This window comes from Enterococcus sp. DIV1937, assembly GCF_050535975.1.
Lineage (GTDB): Bacteria > Bacillota > Bacilli > Lactobacillales > Enterococcaceae > Enterococcus > Enterococcus faecalis.
The window spans coordinates 2,296,871-2,320,000 of record NZ_CP172909.1 but is presented as its reverse complement, the minus strand read 5'-3'; the positions used below and the strand labels follow the sequence as shown (position 1 = coordinate 2,320,000).

The following is a 23,130-nucleotide window of genomic DNA, read 5'->3' as shown; positions in this document are numbered from 1 at the left end:
ATCCATACGTATCATACAATGTATGAAGATTACTTACATTATATTGCTAAAGGAAAAGTTGTCCGTCCATCACATGTTAAATTCTTTTCAAGAGTGTTTACAAATCATACGACAGGTGTTGTTTGTCCCAGTGAACGTGTAATTGAAAAATTACGGGATTATGGAGTGACCGCACCAATGAGAATTATTCCAACAGGGATCGAAATTGATAAGTTTTTACGTCCCGATATTACTGAAGAAATGATCGCTGGAATGCGTCAACAACTAGGTATTGAAGAGCAACAGATTATGTTGTTATCGTTAAGTCGAATTTCTTATGAAAAAAATATTCAAGCAATTATTCAAGGATTACCACAAATTATTGAAAAATTACCACAAACTCGTTTAGTAATAGTTGGAAATGGTCCCTATCTAGAGGATTTAAAAGAATTAGCAGAAGAACTAGAAGTCAGTGAATACGTTCAATTTACGGGTGAAGTGCCAAATGAAGAAGTCGCGATTTATTATAAAGCTGCTGACTATTTTGTCAGCGCCTCAACGTCGGAAACACAAGGCTTAACTTATACAGAAGCGATGGCTGCTGGTGTTCAATGTGTTGCAGAAGGGAACGCCTATTTAAATAATTTATTTGATCATGAAAGCTTAGGCAAAACTTTTAAGACAGACAGTGATTTTGCCCCAACATTGATTGACTATATACAAGCAAATATTAAAATGGACCAAACTATTTTAGATGAAAAATTATTTGAAATTTCTTCTACAAACTTTGGCAACAAAATGATTGAATTTTATCAAGATACATTGATTTACTTTGATCAACTTCAAATGGAAAAAGAAAATGCGGACTCAATTAAAAAAATTAAAGTAAAATTTACATCTTTAAGAAAATAAACTGCAAAACTTTCCTCCTTCGTTTATACTGAAGGAGGAAAGTTTTTTATTTTAAGAACGGAGGAAGCTACTATGTCTAAAATCGGCTTTATTGGAACGGGTGTCATGGGAAAATCAATTATTCGTAACATGATGAAAAACAATTTATCTGTCAATGTTTACAATCGAACAAAAAGTAAAACAGATGATTTAGTTGCTGAAGGAGCAGTTTGGTATGATACGCCAAAAGCAATTGCGGAAGCGAGTGATATCATTTTTACAATGGTTGGCTTTCCTTCAGATGTTGAAGGCGTGTATTTTAATGAAACAGGGATTTTTCAAGCAGATCTTACAGGTAAAATAGTAGTAGATTTAACCACAAGTACGCCGACCTTGGCTGAAAAGATTGCCAAAAAAGCAGCAGAAGTGGGTGCTCATGCGTTGGATGCGCCAGTTTCTGGTGGTGACTTAGGTGCTAAAAATGGTACTTTAACAATTATGGTTGGTGGCGATCAAGAAAGTTATGAGACCGTCTTACCAATTTTCAAAACATTTGGCAAAACGTTTATGCTACATGGCTCAGCTGGAAAAGGGCAACACACTAAGATGGCGAATCAGTTAATGATTGCAGGCACAATGACCGGTTTGACTGAAATGCTCGTTTACGCAAATGCGACAGGATTGACTTTAGAAAAAGTTCTGGAAACGGTCGGTGGTGGCAGTGCTGCAAACTGGTCATTAAGTAATTATGGACCGCGTATTTTAAAAGAAGATTATACGCCAGGCTTTTTTGTTAAACATTTTATCAAAGATTTAAAGATTGCGTTAGATGAAGCAAAAAAACTTGACCTTCCATTGCCAGCGACGCAAAAAGCGACAGAATTATATGAAAGCCTTGCAGATAAAGGGTTTGAAAATGATGGCACACAGGCCTTAATTAAGCTTTGGTGGACAGATGGCAAGCAACCAACGAATAAAAATTAAAGAACAACAAAAAAATCAAAAAAAATGACGAAAAATCATGCAAGTTAGGCAATGTTTTGTTACAATGGTACAGAACTAGTTTGCAAAAGGAGGCCCACTGATGAAACATTCACAACTTGTGGCGATTATTAAGAGACTGGAAGCAATGATCGAAGCAGCAGATAATGAAGTACAAGTACGCCGCTTTGAACGTGAAGGCGTAGAGAAATGTATTGTAAGTTTTGATAAATCAACAGAAACATTTGAATTAACAGAATCTGATACGCACCAAAGCTATCAATTCGATAACATCGATATTGTAGCAATGGAAATTTACGACTTAATTCAATAATTAATCGTCCTACATTTTAATAAGGGAGTGGAGTAGAAGCACCAAAGCTTCTGGTTCACTCTCTTCTCGTATTATCCAGTCAAGTTGTAGCAATAGCTTAGTGGGAATTTAAGAATTATATAACAAAAATCACTGGCACTTCTCAATCAGGGGAGTGCCAGTGATGCTTTTTAGTTGCACTTCTTTCCTTTTTCTGTGAAAATAGTTTGGGTATCAAAGTAATTGATCCTTTTTTTAAAAGCCTCGTCCCTTGAAAATGCGCCTTTTTTGAAATATTTGAAGAATATTTCATTAAAAATATAGAAAATTCTCTTGCATTCTTTGCTTATTTACGATATAGTTTGAACATCAAATGTTTTGATAATCAAAGTATATGGATGGTGCACAGAATGGAACCTAATTTAGAAACAGTCAACGATTATTTAGTCAGTGTCTTTAATGACATCTTAACGATTGAAGAATCTGAATTGAAAAAATCACAATTTAATGATTTATCCATTACGGAGATGCACACAATCGAAGCAATTGGTATGTACAAGAAAAAAACGTCTTCAGAAGTAGCCAAGGAACTGTCAATTACCGTCGGAACACTTACTGTAGCGATTAACAACTTAGTTAAAAAAGGCTATGTTGAACGTTTGCGTAGTGAAGATGATCGACGTGTAGTAAAGCTTGGCTTAACTAAAAAAGGAAAATTACTTTTTAGAGTCCATCAGCATTTTCATCGTGAAATGGTTAAAAACATTTTGAAAGGCATGGAGCAAGAAGAAGAACAAGCGCTGTTAAGAGCACTAAAAAATCTTCATGATTTCTTGCAAGAATACAAATAAAAAGTGAGGATCCCCATGAAGAATTATGCACGAATTAGTTGTACAAGCCGTTATGTTCCAGAGAATTGTGTCACGAATCACCAACTGAGTGAAATGATGGATACCTCTGATGAATGGATACATTCGCGAACAGGCATTAGTGAACGTCGCATCGTTACGCAAGAAAATACGTCTGATTTATGTCATCAGGTCGCAAAACAGTTATTGGAAAAATCTGGAAAGCAAGCAAGTGAGATTGACTTTATTTTAGTTGCAACAGTGACACCAGATTTCAATATGCCTTCTGTTGCTTGCCAAGTGCAAGGCGCAATTGGCGCCACTGAGGCCTTTGCTTTTGACATCAGTGCAGCGTGTTCTGGTTTTGTCTATGCCTTAAGCATGGCAGAAAAACTAGTCTTAAGTGGTCGTTATCAAACAGGTCTAGTAATTGGTGGCGAAACATTTTCCAAAATGTTGGATTGGACCGATCGCTCCACAGCGGTGCTTTTCGGTGATGGGGCTGCCGGCGTCTTGATTGAAGCGGCTGAGACACCGCATTTTCTAAATGAAAAATTACAAGCAGATGGACAACGGTGGGCGGCTTTAACGTCAGGCTACACGATCAACGAAAGTCCTTTTTATCAGGGGCATGAGCAGGCGAGTAAGACGCTACAGATGGAAGGACGTAGTATTTTTGATTTTGCGATTAAAGATGTTTCACAAAATATTTTATCACTCGTGACGGACGAAACCGTGGATTATCTTCTACTACATCAAGCAAATGTGCGCATTATCGATAAAATTGCACGTAAGACGAAGATTTCCCGCGAGAAGTTTTTAACGAATATGGATAAATATGGCAATACCTCAGCTGCTAGCATTCCTATTTTGTTGGATGAAGCAGTTGAAAATGGGACCTTAATTTTAGGTTCCCAACAACGCGTGGTGCTAACAGGATTTGGCGGCGGCTTAACATGGGGCTCACTGCTCCTAACGCTGTAAAAAACTGTTCACATATAAATGAAGAAAATGACTATTTTGGAGGAATATACACATGGTATTTGAAAAAATTCAAGCAATTATCGTAGAAGAATTAGGAAAAGATGCTGAAGAGGTACAATTAACTACAAACATTCAAGAAGAATTAGATGCGGATAGCTTAGATTTATTCCAAATCATTAACGAAATCGAAGATGAATTTGATGTGAAAATCGAAACAGAAGATGGCATCCAAACCGTTCAAGATTTAGTAACATATGTAGAAAAACAACAAGCAAACTAATACATGAAAATAGGGGGCTGGGACATTTAATTGCTAAATGACCCAGTCCCTAAAAAAACAAGTAAATAAGCCGGAAAAATCCTTTTTTACTTGAATGAAGTGTACTTATCTTAGAACTAAAGGACGTATAAAATCAATGAATCAACAGTTATGTGAGTTGCTTGGAATCAATTATCCCATTTTTCAAGGCGGTATGGCTTGGGTAGCCGATGCTTCATTAGCAAGTGCCGTGTCAAACGCTGGTGGATTAGGGATTATTGCTGGCGGTAATGCCCCAAAAGAAGTCGTAAAAAAAGAAATTAAAAAAGTTAAAGAATTAACGGAGCAACCCTTTGGTGTCAATATTATGTTACTTTCACCTTTTGCCGATGAAATTGTCGATTTGGTTTGTGAAGAACAGGTTCCTGTCGTAACGACAGGTGCAGGCAATCCAGCCAAATACATGGCTCGTTTTAAAGAACATAACATTAAAGTAATCCCAGTAGTTCCTTCAGTTGCTTTAGCAAAAAGAATGGAAAAAATTGGTGCCGATGCTGTCATTTTTGAAGGAATGGAAGCTGGTGGACATATTGGCAAGTTAACCACTATGAGTGGCTTACCGCAAATCGTTGACGCTGTGTCGATTCCTGTGATTGCAGCAGGTGGGATTGGTGATGGTCGTGGTATGGCTGCGGCCTTTATGTTAGGTGCTGAAGCAGTCCAGTTAGGCACACGTTTTTTAATTGCCAAAGAATGCAACGTTCATCCAGATTATAAACAGAAAGTTTTAAAGGCACGTGATTTAGATGCAGTAATTACCTGTCAACATTTTGGCCATCCAGTGCGTACTTTAAAAAATAAATTAACTGCTCAATATAATCAATTAGAAAAGCAAGAACTTCAAAAAGAAGTACCTGATTTAGAAATGTTTGAAAAGATTGGTCAAGGCGCTTTGCGCAAAGCTGTCGTTGACGGGGATATGGATTACGGTTCCGTCATGGCGGGACAAATTGCCGGGTTAATAAAAAAAGAAGAAACAGCCCAAGAAATCATTGATTCACTCATGTCTGAATGCAAAGCGATTGTACATAAGATGAATCAGCGTTGGGGCTAAGTGAATAATTTTAACAAAAAATGAGGTGTCGTATGAAAACAGCGATTTTATTTAGTGGACAAGGAGCCCAGTATCAAGGGATGGGTGAAGAATTATATCACCAAGAAGCGATTGTTCGGGAAACTTTCGATGAAGCAAGTCATATCTTAGGTTATGAGATGGCAGAACTTTGTTTTACTGAAAATGAACGTTTAAATGAAACAGAATATACGCAACCTGCTATTTTAACAGTCAGTGTCGCATTTTACCGTCTTTTGCAACAAAAAGGACTAACGCCTGATGTCGTAGCGGGTTTAAGCTTAGGGGAATACAGTGCTTTGGTTGCCAGCGAGGCTTTGCGTTTTTCAGAAGCAGTGGCCTTGGTCCAAAAGCGCGGTCAGTACATGACAGAAGCAGCACCACAAGGAACTGGCAAAATGGTTGCTGTCATGAATGCTGAGCGTGAAGTAATTGAAAAAGCCTGTCAAGAAGCAAGTGCTTTCGGAATTGTGGCTCCAGCAAATTATAATACACCACAACAAATCGTGATTGGTGGTGAGGTTGCTGCTGTTGATCAAGCGATGACACTTCTCAAAGAAGCTGGTGTGAAGCGAATGATTCCGTTAAATGTGAGTGGCCCTTTCCATACGGCGCTGTTACAACCAGCATCAAAAAAATTGGCTCAGGATTTAGCAAAATTGAACTTTCAAACGATGCAAATTCCTGTCATTAGTAATACGACTGCCGAAATTATGCCCCAAGAGGCAATTCAAGCGTTATTGGAAAAGCAAGTCATGTCTGCGGTACGTTTTGAAGACAGTATCGAAACGATGAAGGCTATGAACGTGGGAACGATGATTGAAGTTGGTCCAGGGAAAACATTAACTGGTTTTGTTAAAAAAATTGACAAAACAATTGAAATGCACCGTGTGGAAGATGTTGCAACATTAACAGAAACGTTAACAGCACTTACTGGGAGGTAAAAAATGGAATTAACAGGGAAAAACGTATTTATTACTGGAAGCACTCGTGGGATTGGCAAAGCAGTTGCGTTGGCTTTTGCGAAAGAGGGCGCCAATATTGTTTTAAACGGTCGGAGTGAGATTACGCCAGAACAACGACAAGAAATTGAAGCCTTTGGGGTAAAATGTATTGGCCTTTCTGGAGATATTTCCGATTTTGATGCAGCGGGTGAGATGATTCAAGCAACTGTTGACCAATTAGGCTCGATTGATATTCTGGTGAATAACGCTGGGATTACGAATGATAAATTATTATTACGAATGACAAAAGAGGATTTTAATGCCTGTTTAGATATTAACTTGGTAGGAACTTTTAACATGACCCAACAAGCGGTTAAACGTATGATGAAACAACGAAGTGGTCGGATTATTAATATGGCTAGCGTTTCTGGTTTAATGGGAAATGTTGGTCAAGCAAACTACGCTGCGAGTAAAGCCGGTGTCGTTGGTTTTACTAAATCGGTGGCACGAGAAGTTGCGCCGCGCGGTATTACCTGCAATGCGATTGCACCAGGGTTTATCCAAACAGAAATGACGGATGTTTTATCGGAAAAAGTTAAAACACAAATGAATGCGCAAATTCCCTTACAAACGTTTGGGCAAGTCGAAGATGTCGCAGCTACAGCGATTTTCTTAGCTAAAAGTCCCTATATTACTGGGCAAGTCGTGAATGTCGATGGCGGCTTAGTCATGCACGGATAAACGAAAGGAGTCAAAAGGATGAATCGAGTAGTTATTACCGGTTACGGTGTCACCTCGCCGATTGGCAATGAACCTGAGACTTTTTTAGAAAGTTTGAAAACAGGGAAAAATGGTATCGGACCGATTAGTAAATTTGATGTTAGTGAAACAGGTGTCACCTTAGCAGCTGAAGTGAAAGACTTTCCAATGGAAAAATATTTTGTTAAAAAAGATGGCAAACGCATGGATAAGTTTTCGTTATTTGGCATTTATGCGGCCTTAGAAGCAATGGCTATGAGTGGCTTGGATACCAGTCAACTAGATGTGGATCGGTTTGGCGTTATGGTGGGTTCCGGAATTGGTGGTTTGGAAACAATTCAAAATCAAGTAATTCGGATGCACGACAAAGGACCTGAACGTGTGGCACCGTTATTTATTCCAATGGCGATTGGAAACATGGTGGCGGGAAATATTGCTTTACGTGTTGGTGCCAAAGGAATTTGTACTTCAACAGTGACAGCTTGTGCTAGTGCAACTCATTCAATTGGGGAAGCGTTCCGCAATATCAAACATGGCTACTCCGATGTCATTATTGCTGGTGGAGCAGAAGCGCCTATTACAGAAATCGGTATTTCAGGATTTGCTTCCTTGACCGCTTTAACAAAGGCGACTGATCCAGAAAAAGCCTCAATTCCCTTTGATAAAGAACGTAGTGGATTTGTGATGGGAGAAGGAGCGGGTGTCTTTATTTTAGAATCATTAGATCATGCTCTAGAACGAGGCGCAACTATTTTAGGTGAAGTGGTTGGCTATGGTGCTAATTGCGATGCCTATCATATGACATCACCAACACCAGATGGGAGCGGCGCAGCGAAAGCCATGGTACTAGCAATGGAAGAAGCGGGGATTTCTCCAGAAAAAATTGGCTATATTAACGCCCATGGAACAAGCACACAAGCCAATGACAGTGCAGAATCTAAAGCAATTGAATTGGCTTTAGGTGATGCCGCAAAAACGGCGTATGTAAGTAGTACAAAGAGTATGACGGGACATCTCTTAGGCGCCGCTGGTGGAATTGAAGGAATTGCTACCCTAAATGCTTTACAACATCAATTTATTCCGCCAACCATTAATGTGGAAAATCAAGATGAAGCAATTACGGTGAACGTTGTTTTAAACGAAAGCAAAGAGCATAAATTTGATTATGCTTTAAGTAACTCGCTAGGCTTTGGTGGCCACAATGCAGTTATTTGCTTAAAACGCTGGGAGGATTAACATGCAGTTAGAAGAAGTAAAAGCACTATTAACACAATTTGATCAATCAACTTTAACCGAATTTGATTTACGAGAAGGCTCGTTTGAATTATATATGAATAAAAATACAGTTTCTGGGCGAAGTGCCGTAGAACCAGTGGCGCAACCACAAGAAACACCAGTAGCCGCTAGTGGTGTGTCAGTGCCTGTTGAAACAGTTTCTGTCGCTGAAGAAACTCCAACCAACACACCGACAGCCAATGAAAAGACAGAAGAAATTACGTCACCCATTGTAGGAATCGTTTATTTACAACCAGCACCAGATAAAGAGAACTTTGTCAAAGTAGGAGACACTGTTAAAACGGGTGACGTTGTGTGTATCGTTGAAGCGATGAAATTAATGAATGAAATTACGGCGACAGTTGACGGTGTGATTACTGAAATATTAGTCAACAATGAAGATGTGGTTGAATTTGGTCAGCCGCTATTCCGAGTTGCTAAAGGAGAATAAAACATGAAATTAACAATTACAGAAATTCAAGAAATTTTACCACATCGCTATCCCTTTTTATTATTAGATAGTGTTGAAGAAGTCATTCCCGGGGAACGCGTTGTAGCGAAAAAGAATGTAACGGTTAATGAGCAAGTTTTTCAAGGTCATTTTCCTGGGAATCCTGTTTTGCCAGGAGTTTTAATTATTGAATCGTTGGCTCAAGCAGGCGCCGTGGCATTACTTTCAATGCCTGAATTCAAAGGGAAAACGGCATACTTTGGTGGATTAGATAAAGCAAAATTTAGACAAAAGGTAACACCAGGCGACACATTAATTTTAGAGGTTGAACTTTTAAAAGTCCGCGCTTCTGCTGGAATGGGTAAAGGTGTGGCAAAAGTTAATGGAAAAAAAGTTGCCGAGGCTGAATTAACCTTTATGATTGGATAGGTGAAAAATGTTTTCGAAAGTATTAATCGCAAACCGCGGAGAAATCGCTGTTCGTATTATTCGTGCCTGTCGCGAATTAGGCATTCAAACAGTTGCTGTTTACTCTGAAGCGGATCAAGAAGCGTTACACACACAGTTAGCAGATGAAGCCATTTGTATTGGACCGGCGAAAGCAACTGATTCTTATTTAAATGTTCAAGCTGTTTTAAGTGCAGCGATTGTTACCAATGCTGAAGCGATTCATCCAGGGTTTGGTTTCTTATCTGAAAATAGTCAATTTGCTTCAATGTGCGAAGAATGTAACATTACTTTTATCGGTCCTAAAGCAGAAACGATTGATGCAATGGGCAATAAAATAAACGCACGTCAACTGATGCAAAAAGCCAAGGTACCTGTTATTCCTGGGAGTGATGGCGTCATTGATTCTGTCGAAGAAGCGTTGACGATTGCTGAAGAAATTGGTTACCCAGTGATGTTAAAGGCAGCTGCTGGTGGTGGCGGAAAAGGAATCCGAAAAGTTCTTTCAAAAGAAGAGTTACCGAAACACTTTACTTCAGCGCAGCAAGAAGCCAAAGCCGCATTTGGTAATGATGATATGTATTTAGAAAAAATTATTTATCCAGCACGTCATATCGAAGTGCAAATTTTAGGTGATCAATATGGGCATGTGATTCACTTAGGGGAACGTGATTGCTCACTACAAAGAAATAATCAAAAAGTGTTAGAAGAATCACCATCGATTGCTATTTCTGAAGAAAAGCGTCAGATGTTAGGCGAAACGGCCGTTCGAGCGGCACAAGCTGTGCATTATGAAAATGCTGGAACCATTGAATTTTTGATGGATCCAGCTGGCGACTTTTATTTCATGGAAATGAATACCCGCATCCAAGTCGAACATCCAGTTACGGAAATGGTAACAGGGATTGATTTAGTCAAAGCACAATTAGAAATTGCTTCAGGTGAACCTTTAGGCTATACCCAAGAGGATGTTATCATGACTGGGCATGCGATTGAGTGTCGAATTAACGCTGAAAATCCTGCCTTTAATTTTGCTCCTTCACCAGGTAAAATTCAAAATCTCTTGTTGCCTAGTGGTGGAATGGGCTTGCGTGTAGACAGCGCTATGTATTCAGGGTATTCAATTCCGCCTTATTATGATTCAATGATTGCAAAAGTCATCGTACATGGTGAAAATCGTTTTGATGCCTTGATGAAAATGCAAAGGGCTTTAAATGAAATTGTAACAGAAGGTATTATTACGAATGCCGAATTCCAATTAGATTTAATTACACATGACAATGTTTTGACAGGTGACTATGACACAAGCTTTTTACAAGAAACATTTCTACCAAATTGGGAGCCAGAAAGCAATCATTAAAGAAAGAACGCCGCAAGAGCTGTGCTCTTGCCGCTAAAATACGAGGAGTAAGCAAATGGCATTATTTAAAAAGAAAAATTACATTCGCATTAATCCAAATCGTGCTGATGCAAATGATGCATCAAAGAAGCCTTCTGTTCCAGATAATATGTGGGCAAAATGCCCTTCTTGTAAGCGAACACTGTATACAAAAGAAATGGGTGCAGAAAAAATCTGTCCGCATTGTGGCTATAGTTTTCGGATTGGTGCATGGGAACGATTAGCGATAACCGTTGATGAAAAAAGTTTCCACAATTGGGACAGTGAATTAGTGACAAAAGATCCACTAAATTTTCCTGGTTATCTTGAAAAAATTGAAAAAATGCAAGAAAAAACTGGGCTAGATGAAGCTGTCTTAACGGGAGAAGCAACAATTGAAGGACAAGCTGTTGCAATCGGAATCATGGACGCTAATTTTATCATGGGCAGTATGGGAACGATTGTTGGTGAAAAAATCACATGCTTGTTTGAGCGGGCGACAGAAAAGCATTTACCAGTAGTGATTTTCACTGCATCTGGTGGTGCCCGTATGCAAGAAGGAATTTTTTCATTGATGCAAATGGCGAAAATTTCGGCCGCTTTGCAACGGCATAACAAAGCAGGCTTGCTGTATCTTACGGTATTGACTGATCCAACGACTGGCGGTGTTACCGCAAGTTTTGCGATGGATGGCGATATTATTTTGGCAGAGCCTCAGAGTTTAATCGGTTTTGCTGGCCGCCGTGTAATTGAACAAACGATTCGTCAAGAGTTGCCAGATGATTTTCAAAAGGCCGAGTTTCTTTTAGAACATGGTTTTGTAGATCAGATTGTGCCAAGAAATCTTTTGCGTCAACGATTGAGCGACTTGTTACGTTTACATTCTTTGGAAGGGTGGCGTTAACATGGAAAAGAAAACAGCCAATGATGTTGTTACCTTGGCAAGAGCCCAAGATCGTTTGACAACTTTAGAATATATAGAAGCAATTTTTGAGGACTTTTTAGAATTTCATGGGGATCGTTACTTTGCCGATGATTTAGCTGTAGTCGGTGGTGTTGCTACTTTGCAAGGGAAACCAGTTACAGTGGTAGGTATCCAAAAAGGTCGAAATCTACCAGAAAATATTGAACGTAATTTTGGTTCACCTAATCCTGAAGGGTATCGCAAAGCGTTACGTTTAATGAAACAAGCGGAAAAATTTAATCGCCCAGTCATTACCTTTGTGAACACTGCTGGTGCCTATTGTGGGATTGGTGCCGAAGAGCGGGGAGAAGGGGAAGCCATTGCGCAAAACCTGTTAGAGATGTCTGATTTGAAAGTGCCAATCATTTCAGTCATCATTGGTGAGGGCGGTAGTGGCGGTGCTTTAGCTTTAGCAGTCGCAGATGAAGTTTGGATGTTGGAACACACGATTTATGCGGTTCTTTCGCCAGAAGGTTTCGCCTCTATTTTGTGGAAAGATGGCAGTCGTGCGAAAGAAGCAGCAGAATTGATGAAAATCACAGCGACAGAGCTGAAGGAATTAGCTATTGTAGATAAAGTAATTCCAGAAGTTATGAACGGTCAGCCTCTGGAACAAGCAAAAATTAATCGCATGTTACAAAAAGCGTTCATTTCAAAATTAACTGAATTAGCTAAATTAGATACGGAAACGTTACTAGAAAAAAGATACCAACGTTTTCGCAAATATTAGAAGTTACTACTCATCAACGAACTTTTCAGGGGTTGATGGGTGGCTTTTTTTATTTTTTCTTTTATTTTACTTGTTCTTTTACAAGGAACGACCGTCCTTTATAGAAATTTTCAGTAAAATGCAGTATAATACAATAGGTAGAGACTGAAGCATAATTGTTTAGTTATGTTTCAGTCTCTTAAAATCGAAGAAACTACATAGTGTCAGTGAGAGGAGTCACGATGTTTTCAAAATATAAACCGACATGGATGATTGATGCGATTTATAAAATTACCCCCGCACAATTAAAAAAACTGGGGATTAAGGCAGTACTAACTGACTTAGATAATACGTTAATTGCTTGGAATAATCCCGATGGAACAGAAGAATTAAAAACTTGGTTATTAGAGATGAAAAATGCAGGAATTACCGTCCTTGTTGTTTCAAACAACAAAGACAGCCGGATTAAACGCGTTGTTGAAAAGTTTGACTTAGATTATGTAGCACGTGCCTTGAAACCAACCGCACGTGGCTTCAAATTAGCAGAAAAAAAATTAGGCTTGAAGCCATCTGAAATGTTAATGGTCGGCGATCAGATTATGACAGATATTCGGGGAGCTAACGCAGCGGGTATACGCAATGTTTTAGTTCAACCGATTGTCGATACAGATGGCTGGAATACTAGAATCAATCGGTTCTTTGAACGGAAAATTATGAAATACTTATCAAAAAAACATCCAGAAATGACATGGAGAGGCGGATTAGAATGACAGAGGCAATTCATTGTATTGGCTGTGGTGCGATTATCCAAACGGAAAATCCTCATGAATTAGGCTATACACCAAAAACAGCTTTCGAAAAAGGAATGGAAACAGGGGAAGTTTATTGCCAACGTTGTTTTCGCTTAAGACATTATAATGACATTCAAGATGTCCAATTAACAGATGATGACTTTTTACGTTTATTGAATGGTTTAGGAACAGAAGATGCACTGATTGTGAACGTAGTGGATATTTTTGACTTTAATGGCTCTCTTATTCCAGGACTACATCGTTTTATCGGAGATAATCCTGTGTTGTTAGTTGGCAATAAAGTGGATATTTTGCCTAAATCATTAAAAAAACCTAAAATGGTTCAATGGATGAGAGAACGGGCCCATGAAGCAGGATTACGCCCTGTTGATGTTTTACTAACAAGTGGCAAGAAACCACAAGAAATGCAAGAGTTATTAGATACGATCGAAAAATATCGTGAAGGCCGAGACGTTTATGTCGTAGGTGTGACCAATGTTGGAAAATCAACATTAATCAATCAAATCATTCAACAAACAGTGGGTGTTCAAGATGTGATTACGACATCACAATTTCCTGGAACAACGCTAGATAAAATTGAAATTCCATTAGACGATGGCCACTTCTTAATTGATACGCCAGGAATTATTCACCGTCATCAAATGGCACATTATCTAGGTAAAAAAGACTTGAAAATTATTGCACCGCAAAAAGAAATCAAACCGAAAGTTTACCAATTAAATGCTGAACAAACCTTGTTTTTAGGTGGCTTGGCTCGCTTTGATTATGTCCAAGGTGCTAAAAGTTCCTTCATTGCCTACGTTTCCAATGACTTAAATTTACACCGAACAAAAACAGCAACCGCCGATGCTTTTTATGAAAAACATGTTGGTGGCTTATTGCAGCCTCCACGTGCCGATGAAGTCGCTGAGTTTCCTGAATTAGTGCGCTTTGAATTTTCCGTGAAAGAAAAAACGGATATTGTGTTTGCTGGTCTAGGTTGGATTACTGTCACAGAACCTGGTGTAGTCGCTGGTTGGGCGCCTGAAGGTGTCGATGTTTTACGTAGAAAAGCATTAATTTAAATTTTAGAGAGAAGGCAAACAATTTGAAACTTAGAGGAAAACAAAAACGTTATTTACGTAGTCAGGCACACCATTTACAACCTATTTTTCAAGTAGGCAAAGGTGGTTTGAATGACGCAATGATTACACAAATTGATGAAGCGTTGGAAAAACGTGAATTGATTAAAATTACGTTATTACAAAATACAGATGAAGTAGCAGAAGAGGTTGCAGAAGAACTAACAGCAGCCATTCATTGCGATGTGGTACAAATTATTGGTCGCGTGTTGGTCTTATTCAAGCCATCAAGTAAAGAAAAATATCAAAAAATTTCAGCAGCAGTCAAAGAGATTTAATATTGGAGGGATGAACAATGGGAGAAAAAAGACAAGCGCGTCAAGGAGCGGACGTTCTCTTGCAAGAGGAACCGTTACGTTTTCAAACAAGAAAGCAAGTCGGTTTGTTAGGTGGTAATTTTAATCCCGTTCATTTAGCACATCTTGTCATGGCCGATCAAGTTCAAAATCAACTAGGTTTGGACAAAGTTTACTTAATGCCTACGTACTTACCACCACATGTAGACGAAAAGAAAACAATTAGCAGCGAACATCGGTTAGCAATGTTAGAACTAGCGGTGGCTGATAATCCCTGCTTAGATATTGAGCCAATTGAATTAATTCGCAAAGGCAAAAGTTACACGTATGATACAATGAAAGCCTTAAAAGAAGCCAATCCAGATACTGATTATTATTTTATAATTGGTGGAGATATGGTGGAATACTTGCCCAAATGGCATCGGATTGATGACTTACTCCATTTAGTTCAATTTGTCGGCATTCGGCGTCCTAATTATCCAACGGAATCTACCTATCCAATTATTTGGGTCGATGTTCCGCAGATGGCGATTAGTTCCACTTTGATTAGACAAAAAGTCAAAAGTGGTTGCTCAACACGCTATCTTCTTCCAGAGAATGTGATAAACTATATTCAAGAGAAGGGACTGTATCAAGATGAGCTGGATAACAAATTATGATGCTGCACAACGTGAATTATTAATGCAAAAAGTTCAAATGCAAATGAGTGAACGTCGTTTTCGCCATGTGTTAGGAGTCGAGGAAACAGCTGTGGCCTTGGCAGCGAAATATGGTGCCGATGAAGCGAAAGCCAGTATTGCTGCTTTGACGCATGATTACGCCAAAGAACGTCCAAACGATGAATTCGAGTTGATTATTCGCCGAGATGGTTTTGATTTGGCTTTATTAAACTATGGCAATGAAATTTGGCATGGCTTAGTTGGGGCGGATATTGTTCAACGGGAATTAGCCATTGATGACGAAGAAATCTTGCAGGCAATTCGTGTGCATACAACTGGGGCTGCTAAGATGAGCTTGCTAGATAAAATTATTTATGTCGCAGATTACATTGAACCAGGACGTGATTTTCCAGGTGTGAAAGAAGCCCGTGAAATTGCCCTTGTTGACTTAGATGCAGCGGTTGCTTATGAAACGAAACATACCTTGTTACATTTGATTGAACAAGAACATAAAATTTATCCAAAAACGTTAGAGACCTACAATCAATGGGTCGTTAATCAAAAATAAAAGAAGAAAGAATTACTAGGAGGGAACTATCATAGATAGCCAGAAAATTTTAGAAATTGCTGTCAAAGCAGCAGATTCAAAACGAGCAGAAGAAATTGTCGCATTAGACGTAAGAGATATTTCATTATTAGCAGATTATTTTTTAATTTGCCAAGCCAATAGTGAACGTCAAATCAATGCGATTGTTGATGAAATTAACGAACAAGAAGCCAAAAATCAAGTAGAAGTCAAGCGTGTGGAAGGTAAAGAAGGCGGAAAATGGATTTTAATCGATTTAGGCGATGTTATTGTCCATGTATTCCAATCTTCAGAACGTGCCTTTTACAACTTAGAAAAATTATGGTCAGATGCCCCAATGGTTGATCTAAGCGCTTGGGTCGACTAAAATGGCCTACGAAACGTTTGCTTTCGTCTATGACGAAGTGATGGACGAAAGCCTATACCAAAAATGGTTGGATTTTTCCAATCGTCATCTCCCACAAGGAACCCAACAAATTCTTGAAATGGCTTGTGGTACAGGCGCTTTAGCAGTTGATTTTGCAAAAAGTGGTTACGATGTGACAGCCTTAGACTTATCAGAAGAAATGTTGATGATTGCTAGTGAACGAGCTTTTGAAGAAGAAGTGCCAGTTCAATTTGTTCAGGGAAATATGCTAGATTTATCTGAAGTGGGACAATACCAAGCCATCACTTGTTTTTCTGATTCACTGTGCTACATGGCTAATCGCCAAGAAGTACAACAAGTGTTCGATGAAGTTTATCAAGCGTTAGAAGAGGAAGGAACGTTCATTTTTGATGTTCATTCTACTTACAAAATTGATTCAGTTTTTCCAGAATATAGCTATCATTATCAAACAGAAGAGTTTGCTTTTCTATGGGATAGTTACGCTGGTGAAAAAGAACACAGCATCGAACATTTCTTAACATTTTTTGTGAAAGAACAGGAAACAGATGAGTACTTTGTTCGGTATGATGAATTGCATCAAGAACGAACCTATTCGTTAGATAACTATTTACGAATGTTAGAAAGTGCTGGTTTCATGAACGTCAAAGTTTATGCAGACTTTACAGATGAAGCACCAACTGAAACAAGTGAACGCTGGTTCTTTGTTTGTCAAAGAGATTAATAAGATTTGGCTTATGAGCTTGGGACAGCGCTTAAAAACGTTTGTCTCTTTGCTGATAAGTCCATTTTTTTATAACGGAGGTGGCTAGAGTGAAAGCCTGTGGCATTATCGTGGAATATAATCCCTTTCATAATGGACATCGCTATCATGCCCAACAAGCTCGCCAACAAAGCGGAGCTGAAGTAGTGATTGCTATAATGAGTGGAAATTTTTTACAAAGAGGAGAACCAGCCTTACTAGATAAGTGGGCCAGAGCAGAAGAAGCTTTGCAAAATGGTGTGGATTTAGTCATTGAATTGCCGACAGCTTGGTCGGTACAGTCTGCGGATTACTTTGCCAAAGGCGGTATAAAGTTATTGCAGGCGTTGCAATGTGAGAGCTTATGTTTTGGAACAGATAGTACAAGCGCAATTGATTATGCGGCTTTCGGCCAGTTTGTCCAAGAAAATCAATCCTTAATTGATCAAACGTTCCACGCATTGACAGACAAACAATTGAGTTATCCACAAAAAATGACTGCTGTTTTTCGTCAAGTATATCCTGAAAGCAGGTTTGATTTTTCTTCGCCTAATCATATTTTGGGGATGAGTTATGCAAAGGAAAATGCCACGTATCCAACCCCGATGACGCTCTACCCAATTGCTAGAAAACAAGCGGGCTTTCATGATGCAACGATTTCTGGGAAAGTTGCTAGCGCCACGGCGATTAGGCAAAGTGTTTTTCAACAAGAAATAACGCAAGTACTGCCAACGGTTCCTTCTATAACCGCACAACATTTACAAACACAGGCAATGATTTCATGGGAAAACTACTGGCCCTTCCTAAAGTATAAAATTGTTCAATCCTCGTTAGAAGAGTTACAAGCCATTTACCAAATGACGGAAGGACTTGAATATCGACTAAAAGATCAAATCCAAGCAGCAGGTTCTTTTCACGAATTAATGGAACGTATGAAGACGAAGCGTTATACTTGGACAAGATTGCAACGATTAGCAACCTATATATTGTTAAATATGACCAAAGAAGAAGTTGAAACTGTTTGGCAAGACAGCTATCTCCATGTGCTAGGATTTACGCCAAAGGGACAAGCTTATCTAAAAGAAACCAAAGCACAAATTCAATTGCCGGTAATTTCCAAAGTATCTAAAGAAAACCGCGCAATGCTTTCGTTAGATATTCGCGCCAATCAACTATATCAGATGGGAGATTCTTCTTTAAAAGAACAAAATTTTGGTCGGTTTCCCTTACGATTTTCGCCAGATACCTAAAAAATACTTAACAAAAATCAGTTTCCCCAGTATAATAAACAAGGGATAAGATACTAACAACAAATCAGAGAAAGCGAAGTGAGAATATGGGCCGTAAATGGGCAAATATTAAAGAGAAAAAAGCTGCCAAAGACGCAAACAATAGCCGTGTTTATGCAAAATTCGGGATTGAAATTTACGTAGCAGCGAAGTCAGGAGACCCTGATCCTCATGCAAACCAAAAATTACGGTTTGTAATCGAACGCGCCAAAACATACAATGTACCAAAACATATTATTGATCGCGCTATTGAAAAAGCAAAAGGTTCAGCAGATGAACAATATTCTGAATTACGCTATGAAGGATTTGGGCCAAATGGTTCAATGGTCATTGTTGATGCTTTAACAAACAACGTGAACCGAACAGCAGCAGATGTACGGGCCGCATTTGGTAAAAACGGCGGAAACATGGGTGTCAGCGGTGCTGTTTCCTACATGTTTGATAATACAGGTATCATTGGCTTTGCTGGTGACGATGCGGATGAAATTTTAGAATACTTAATGGAAAAAGACATTGATGTTCGCGATGTTGTTGAAGAAGACGGTCAAATTATCGTTTACACAGAACCAGAAGATTTCCACCATGCACAAGAAGCGTTAAAAGAAAAAGGCATTGAAGAATTCACGGTTACTGAGTTAGAAATGGTTCCACAAAACGAAGTAACATTAGAAGGCGACGATTTAGCGAACTTTGAAAAAATGTTAGACGTTTTAGAAGATTTAGAAGATGTTCAAAAAGTTCATCATAATGTAGATTTACCTGAATAATCCATTTGTTCGTTTGTTTTAAGATTTAGAAAGTGAGCCATCGGTCATTTTGACTGATGGCTCACTTTTTTTCATATAATACATAGAAAAAAGAAAGTTGATTGATAGGTCCATGTGACACAAAGCATTCAATGACAGGTTCAACTTTTGTCTGTTCCATAAATATTTGTCTAAACAGTTGAATTAATAGTACAATAGTCTAGTAAGATAGATCATTGAACGGGGTGAATAGGCGTGAAAAAGGGAATGTTCGCGTTTTTTGTCGGGCTAGCGGTTTTATCATTAACTGCTTGTCGGGAACCAAAAGAAAAGAAAGTAACCGCTTCAACGGAGGCATCCTCTAAAGTTGAAGAGACGAATGAAAAAATGAGTGAAACAATTGATAAGACAAACGAACAAGCGAGCCACAGTGTCGAGTCTAACGAATCAGTGAAAAATGAAGAGTCCACAGCTGATGAAGACAACAGTCAGCTAACTGTAGCTGATTTAGATACTACAGCGATTAATGCTGGCGATTTTACTACTTTAGTTGGAACATGGAAAAATGGTAAAGGAGAGAGTTTGATCATTCATCCTGATGGTAGTACAAATACCGGAGGAATGATTACGAAGGATTCACCTACTGATGAGTCGCGACCAATTACAAGCTTAAGTATTAGGTGGGGGCCTACTGGTGCTGCGCTATTATTATATAGAATTGGTGTTGAAAATCCTAACGGCGACCAATCGGATAAGACGAAACCGCGATTGTTAATTACTCAAGATAGTGGAAATTATCCTGCGGAAGAGTATTACTATCGTTCTTCTGAAGAGGAAAATCAAGACCAAAATGAAGAGGCAAAAATCATCGATACACAAGAAAAAGCAGAGACATATATTAGAAAGACACTGACTGATGCAGAAAATAATGATACAAACCTTGGATTTTTGGGTATGAATGGAAATGACTTCTTTTTTAGAGCCCAATCGAAACAGATGGTTGCAAATGGAGGGACAGGGACTGTCGGTTTTTACAGAGTATCACCACAAGGAGCAGTCAGAATAACGGATGCACGAGGCAACTAAAGATAGTCTCGTGGCAATCTATTTAATTCCTATAAAAGTAGCAAAATAAGAATGAAATGATCACAAAATCTTCACATTTAGTTTGTAAGATATAAGCATATCAACAAACAACCTTAACAACACAAAACACTTTTTCATTTTTAACTCCTTTCCCGTCCTTACCCAAAGGGCGGGTCTTTTTTATGTTCAAAACGATTCGCTCAAGATACCAAAAAGCCAGCTTGTAGTAAGCTGGCTTTTAACTCTTTACATGTTGGCGCTTGTAGACACGAGATAATAATTAAGGTGTTGGAACAGTTGGTGAATAGTTCGTTTTTCGACCATAAAGTTCTTGTGTCGCCGCCGAGATATACGCAGATGAATCTTTTCCTGGGAGGTTATACATTAGATAAATACCATATTGCTCCGCTTTTGTACGTTTGGCATATTGCGCAGCTAGATTTTGATTGACACCAACTTCAACGGCAGAAGCACCTAAACGAGAAGCAGGCATACCTGCAATTTGTGGTGGATTCCAGGTACTATAATAAGGGTTCCAAGCATAATCAATTAAAGAACTCATTTGAGGATTAGCTGAAGAGTTCGCAGCCGCTGGTCCAATATTATAAAAAGTAATTAATTTATCATTGCCTAAGCGATTTCTTAAGGCTTGAAGTAACCAAATGAACGAAGAATTATTTGGTTGAGGCGTCCCATTTTTTCCGTATTCAGCATACTCATCATCAAAATCAATACCATCTAAATGATACGTATTAACGACTTGTTCTAATTGAGCTGCAAAGGCATCCGCACTTTCGTAAGTTGGGAAGTTAGCAAAGCCAGCGCCTTCATGGTTGCCTAAAATAGACAATAGGACTTTAGTGCCGCGTGCTTGAACTGGACGAATTTGTGTTTCAGCTTCGTTTAAAGTTTGTTGGACCCGTTCATTTAGATATAAGTAAGGTTTTTTATTGACCGTGTCATAATTAATATTGGCTGCAAAAATAATCCCCATATCAAAAGCAGGTTGATTGGTTCCAGCTAAAGTATATTTTCCCACATTGTTAAAATCGTGGTTGTTTACTTCTACATACATGACTGTTTTAGGTGTAACAGTTGATGCTGCTTGTACTTCAAATGCAGGTAGTGCAAACAGTAACCCACCGACTAAAAGTATCAAACTTAAAAAAGTTGAAATAATCCCTGTTTTCTTGTTAAAAAAATGAGTGCTCAATTGATGCCCCATAACTTTCTCCTCCTATAAAATAAATATTATTTGTAAGCGCTAACAAAGATATGTTATCATTTTTATAATTTAAACACAAGAAGAAGAGAACAAAAGTGAGCAAATCCACAGAATATAAAAGCGTCCTTCGCAAAATGGTCTTGCGAAGGACGCTCTTTTACCAATCAAAGAGTAAGGCATAGCCTAAAGAAAGCAGCTCTCGACCAAAATTTTTGATATCTTTTGGAAAAGAAGAAGCCGCAGTGATGCCTGAAACATTTGAGATGCCTGCTCGCTTGGCTAAAAGTTGCGAGCGGTACATGTGAAAGTCACTAGTAACAATCACTAACCGTTTAAAAGAAAGGAGTTTTTGTGAATTGACAATATTTTCTTTGGTGCGTGTGGCACGATTTTCTAAGAGAATCTGTTTTTCTGGAACACCTTTATTTAGCAAGTATTGTTTCATAACCGCGGCTTCCGTAGCCGGCTCATCTGCTCCTTGCCCTCCGCTAACAATAACGGGTGTCTCGGGGTGTTGTTTAATATAGGGGATAGCCACATCTAACCGAGCTTGCAAAACACGGCTGGGCAGTGCGGTTTCTTTAGACGTCCCTAAAACACGGGCCCCTAAAATTAAAATAGCATCTGGTTTATCGGTGGGTTGCGTATTTTTGCCAGTAAAAATAAGTAGACCTAAAATCAAAAGAATACAAAAGCCAAAACTGACAATGGATAAACTTGTTATTTTTAACCAATGCATGAAACATCCCTCCTTGTAATGTTAGTGTATACGAAGTACCATAGAAAAAGCGATAGAAAACAAAAGACTTATAAAAAAATCTATGTTTTAATAGAAACTTTTGAAGAGAGGGAGCGAATGCATGCGTACAGAAGAAGAAATGTTTCAACTTATTATGGATGTAGCAAAACAAGAAGAACACATTCGAGCTGTGGGAATGGTGGGGTCTCGCACGAATGTGAAAGCGCCAAAAGATAGTTTTCAAGATTTCGACATTGTTTATATTGTAGAACCATGTGCTGAGTTTTTTGAAACAGCAACGTGGATAGCAAAATTTGGACAACCATTAATTATGCAACGTCCCAAGGAAATGACCTTATTTCCCACAGAACCGAAGACGCGGGAAACATTTTTAATGTTATTTGAAGATGGCCAACGTATCGATTTAACATTGTGTCCTCTCGCAGAAAAAGACAATTGGCATGAAGGAGATTCTTTAGCAATTATCTTGTTAGACAAAGATGAAAGTTTGCCGCCTTTACCTGTAGCATCTGATAAAAATTATACAGTAACAGTTCCGAATCAGCAGCAGTTTAACGATTGTTGCAATGAATTTTGGTGGGTTAGTACGTATGTAGTTAAGGGGCTTTGTCGGAATGAACTATTTTACGCTGTCACACATCTCTATGAATATTGTCAGCAGGAACTGTTGCGCTTGCTTTCTTGGCAAGCGGCTTGGCAGGAACCGGAGCCAATTTCTGTTGGGAAACAATTTAAGTATCTGAAAAATTATGTCACTCCTGACACGATGGATCAATTAGCATCGTTGCTGGATTTTTCTAGTAAAGAAGCTTGTTGGAACAGCTTAATAAAGACACAAGCCTTTTTTGACGTCGTCGCTCAGGATTTTGCTAAAATGGCCCAGTTTACGTATCATTTACAAGAAGCAAAAAAAGTCACAGAGTATACAAATTCTTTAAGATTAAAGGATTTACAAGGAAAATAAGCTGAAAACAACATAAAAATAGTGTATAATTGAAAAAATTAATCTGCGAGAGAAAGGGAACCTTTTTTGATTGTAGATCACCGCAGTTGTTTGTTGCCTAGATTCTAAGAAATAAACCTAAAATTATTGATATAAAGGATGAACA

Annotated in this window: 28 protein-coding genes (1 of these 28 running past the window's edge); 26 read left to right on the top strand and 2 right to left on the bottom strand. The window is 38.7% G+C overall.

Features of this window, described 5'->3' with window-relative positions:
- From bgsB to IGL13_RS11085, 25 genes are all read left to right on the top strand, one after another.
- Positions 1-891: the 3' portion of a cell wall glycolipid biosynthesis glucosyltransferase BgsB gene (gene bgsB, locus IGL13_RS11205; protein WP_002389260.1), read on the top strand. 333 nt of this gene lie to the left of the window's left edge; the window shows 891 of its 1,224 coding nt (coding positions 334-1,224); its start codon lies off the left edge, out of view; it ends in the stop codon at positions 889-891.
- Between the two features lie 72 nt (positions 892-963).
- Positions 964-1,854, top strand: a complete 891-nt coding sequence (locus IGL13_RS11200; RefSeq protein WP_002359377.1) for an NAD(P)-dependent oxidoreductase — start codon at positions 964-966, stop codon at positions 1,852-1,854.
- A gap of 100 nt (positions 1,855-1,954) precedes the next feature.
- Entirely contained in the window at positions 1,955-2,185 is a 231-nt protein-coding gene (locus IGL13_RS11195; protein ID WP_002379802.1) for a YkuJ family protein, read from the top strand.
- Positions 2,186-2,574: 389 nt separating this feature from the next.
- Positions 2,575-3,015 (top strand): fatty acid biosynthesis transcriptional regulator FabT, encoded by a 441-nt coding sequence (fabT, locus tag IGL13_RS11190; RefSeq protein WP_002362455.1) that lies wholly within the window; start codon positions 2,575-2,577, stop codon positions 3,013-3,015.
- A gap of 15 nt (positions 3,016-3,030) precedes the next feature.
- Entirely contained in the window at positions 3,031-3,996 is a 966-nt protein-coding gene (locus IGL13_RS11185) for a beta-ketoacyl-ACP synthase III (RefSeq protein ID WP_002359378.1), read from the top strand.
- Positions 3,997-4,048: 52 nt separating this feature from the next.
- Complete coding sequence (locus IGL13_RS11180; protein ID WP_002356278.1) at positions 4,049-4,276, top strand: acyl carrier protein; 228 nt, start codon at positions 4,049-4,051, stop codon at positions 4,274-4,276.
- A 136-nt stretch (positions 4,277-4,412) separates the two neighbouring features.
- A complete protein-coding gene (gene fabK / locus IGL13_RS11175) occupies positions 4,413-5,369 on the top strand; it encodes an enoyl-[acyl-carrier-protein] reductase FabK (RefSeq protein ID WP_002356279.1) in 957 nt (318 codons plus the stop codon).
- Between the two features lie 32 nt (positions 5,370-5,401).
- Positions 5,402-6,331 (top strand): ACP S-malonyltransferase, encoded by a 930-nt coding sequence (gene fabD, locus IGL13_RS11170; RefSeq protein ID WP_002378665.1) that lies wholly within the window; start codon positions 5,402-5,404, stop codon positions 6,329-6,331.
- A gap of 3 nt (positions 6,332-6,334) precedes the next feature.
- Positions 6,335-7,072: a 3-oxoacyl-[acyl-carrier-protein] reductase gene (gene fabG, locus IGL13_RS11165; protein ID WP_002356283.1), complete on the top strand. Its 738-nt coding sequence runs from the start codon at positions 6,335-6,337 to the stop codon at positions 7,070-7,072.
- An 18-nt stretch (positions 7,073-7,090) separates the two neighbouring features.
- Positions 7,091-8,326, top strand: a complete 1,236-nt coding sequence (gene fabF, locus IGL13_RS11160; protein WP_002356284.1) for a beta-ketoacyl-ACP synthase II — start codon at positions 7,091-7,093, stop codon at positions 8,324-8,326.
- Between the two features lies 1 nt (position 8,327).
- Positions 8,328-8,816 carry an acetyl-CoA carboxylase biotin carboxyl carrier protein gene (accB, locus tag IGL13_RS11155; protein WP_002359384.1) on the top strand — a complete coding sequence of 163 codons (489 nt, stop codon included), beginning with the start codon at positions 8,328-8,330 and terminating at the stop codon, positions 8,814-8,816.
- Positions 8,817-8,819: 3 nt separating this feature from the next.
- Positions 8,820-9,245 (top strand): 3-hydroxyacyl-ACP dehydratase FabZ, encoded by a 426-nt coding sequence (gene fabZ / locus IGL13_RS11150; RefSeq protein WP_002356286.1) that lies wholly within the window; start codon positions 8,820-8,822, stop codon positions 9,243-9,245.
- A gap of 7 nt (positions 9,246-9,252) precedes the next feature.
- Positions 9,253-10,623 carry an acetyl-CoA carboxylase biotin carboxylase subunit gene (locus IGL13_RS11145; protein WP_002378664.1) on the top strand — a complete coding sequence of 457 codons (1,371 nt, stop codon included), beginning with the start codon at positions 9,253-9,255 and terminating at the stop codon, positions 10,621-10,623.
- Between the two features lie 55 nt (positions 10,624-10,678).
- On the top strand, positions 10,679-11,545 hold the full coding sequence (gene accD / locus IGL13_RS11140) for an acetyl-CoA carboxylase, carboxyltransferase subunit beta (RefSeq protein ID WP_002380851.1): 867 nt from the start codon (positions 10,679-10,681) through the stop codon (positions 11,543-11,545).
- 1 nt (position 11,546) lies between these two features.
- The gene (locus IGL13_RS11135; RefSeq protein WP_002362363.1) at positions 11,547-12,335 is read left to right on the top strand and encodes an acetyl-CoA carboxylase carboxyl transferase subunit alpha; all 789 of its coding nucleotides are present in this window, start codon (positions 11,547-11,549) and stop codon (positions 12,333-12,335) included.
- Between the two features lie 221 nt (positions 12,336-12,556).
- A complete protein-coding gene (locus tag IGL13_RS11130; RefSeq protein ID WP_002356296.1) occupies positions 12,557-13,084 on the top strand; it encodes a YqeG family HAD IIIA-type phosphatase in 528 nt (175 codons plus the stop codon).
- A complete protein-coding gene (yqeH, locus tag IGL13_RS11125) occupies positions 13,081-14,190 on the top strand; it encodes a ribosome biogenesis GTPase YqeH (RefSeq protein WP_002401663.1) in 1,110 nt (369 codons plus the stop codon). The genes IGL13_RS11130 and yqeH overlap by 4 nt, the downstream gene beginning before the upstream one ends.
- 23 nt (positions 14,191-14,213) lie before the next feature.
- A complete protein-coding gene (gene yhbY, locus IGL13_RS11120; RefSeq protein WP_002356298.1) occupies positions 14,214-14,525 on the top strand; it encodes a ribosome assembly RNA-binding protein YhbY in 312 nt (103 codons plus the stop codon).
- A 17-nt stretch (positions 14,526-14,542) separates the two neighbouring features.
- Entirely contained in the window at positions 14,543-15,202 is a 660-nt protein-coding gene (locus IGL13_RS11115) for a nicotinate-nucleotide adenylyltransferase (protein ID WP_002365150.1), read from the top strand.
- Positions 15,180-15,770: a bis(5'-nucleosyl)-tetraphosphatase (symmetrical) YqeK gene (gene yqeK, locus IGL13_RS11110; RefSeq protein WP_002356300.1), complete on the top strand. Its 591-nt coding sequence runs from the start codon at positions 15,180-15,182 to the stop codon at positions 15,768-15,770. Before IGL13_RS11115 ends, yqeK begins: the two co-directional genes overlap by 23 nt.
- A gap of 46 nt (positions 15,771-15,816) precedes the next feature.
- Entirely contained in the window at positions 15,817-16,155 is a 339-nt protein-coding gene (gene rsfS / locus IGL13_RS11105) for a ribosome silencing factor (protein ID WP_033602070.1), read from the top strand.
- 1 nt (position 16,156) lies between these two features.
- Entirely contained in the window at positions 16,157-16,897 is a 741-nt protein-coding gene (locus IGL13_RS11100) for a class I SAM-dependent DNA methyltransferase (RefSeq protein WP_002401664.1), read from the top strand.
- Positions 16,898-16,977: 80 nt separating this feature from the next.
- Positions 16,978-18,165 carry a nucleotidyltransferase gene (locus IGL13_RS11095; protein ID WP_002376446.1) on the top strand — a complete coding sequence of 396 codons (1,188 nt, stop codon included), beginning with the start codon at positions 16,978-16,980 and terminating at the stop codon, positions 18,163-18,165.
- 86 nt (positions 18,166-18,251) lie between these two features.
- Entirely contained in the window at positions 18,252-18,971 is a 720-nt protein-coding gene (locus IGL13_RS11090) for a YebC/PmpR family DNA-binding transcriptional regulator (RefSeq protein ID WP_002356305.1), read from the top strand.
- Between the two features lie 234 nt (positions 18,972-19,205).
- Positions 19,206-20,036 carry a DUF6287 domain-containing protein gene (locus tag IGL13_RS11085; protein ID WP_002362359.1) on the top strand — a complete coding sequence of 277 codons (831 nt, stop codon included), beginning with the start codon at positions 19,206-19,208 and terminating at the stop codon, positions 20,034-20,036.
- A gap of 280 nt (positions 20,037-20,316) precedes the next feature.
- On the opposite strand, the gene IGL13_RS11080 is transcribed toward IGL13_RS11085, so the two are convergent.
- Both IGL13_RS11080 and IGL13_RS11075 read right to left on the bottom strand, forming a co-directional pair.
- Positions 20,317-21,261 (bottom strand): endo-beta-N-acetylglucosaminidase, encoded by a 945-nt coding sequence (locus IGL13_RS11080; RefSeq protein WP_002382461.1) that lies wholly within the window; start codon positions 21,259-21,261, stop codon positions 20,317-20,319.
- Between the two features lie 157 nt (positions 21,262-21,418).
- Positions 21,419-22,000, bottom strand: a complete 582-nt coding sequence (locus IGL13_RS11075) for a YdcF family protein (protein ID WP_002359392.1) — start codon at positions 21,998-22,000, stop codon at positions 21,419-21,421.
- A gap of 121 nt (positions 22,001-22,121) precedes the next feature.
- On the opposite strand from IGL13_RS11075, the gene IGL13_RS11070 reads away from it, so the two are divergent.
- Positions 22,122-22,985, top strand: coding sequence for an aminoglycoside 6-adenylyltransferase (locus tag IGL13_RS11070; protein ID WP_002365143.1), 864 nt, complete (start codon positions 22,122-22,124; stop codon positions 22,983-22,985).
- Positions 22,986-23,130: the final 145 nt, after the last annotated feature.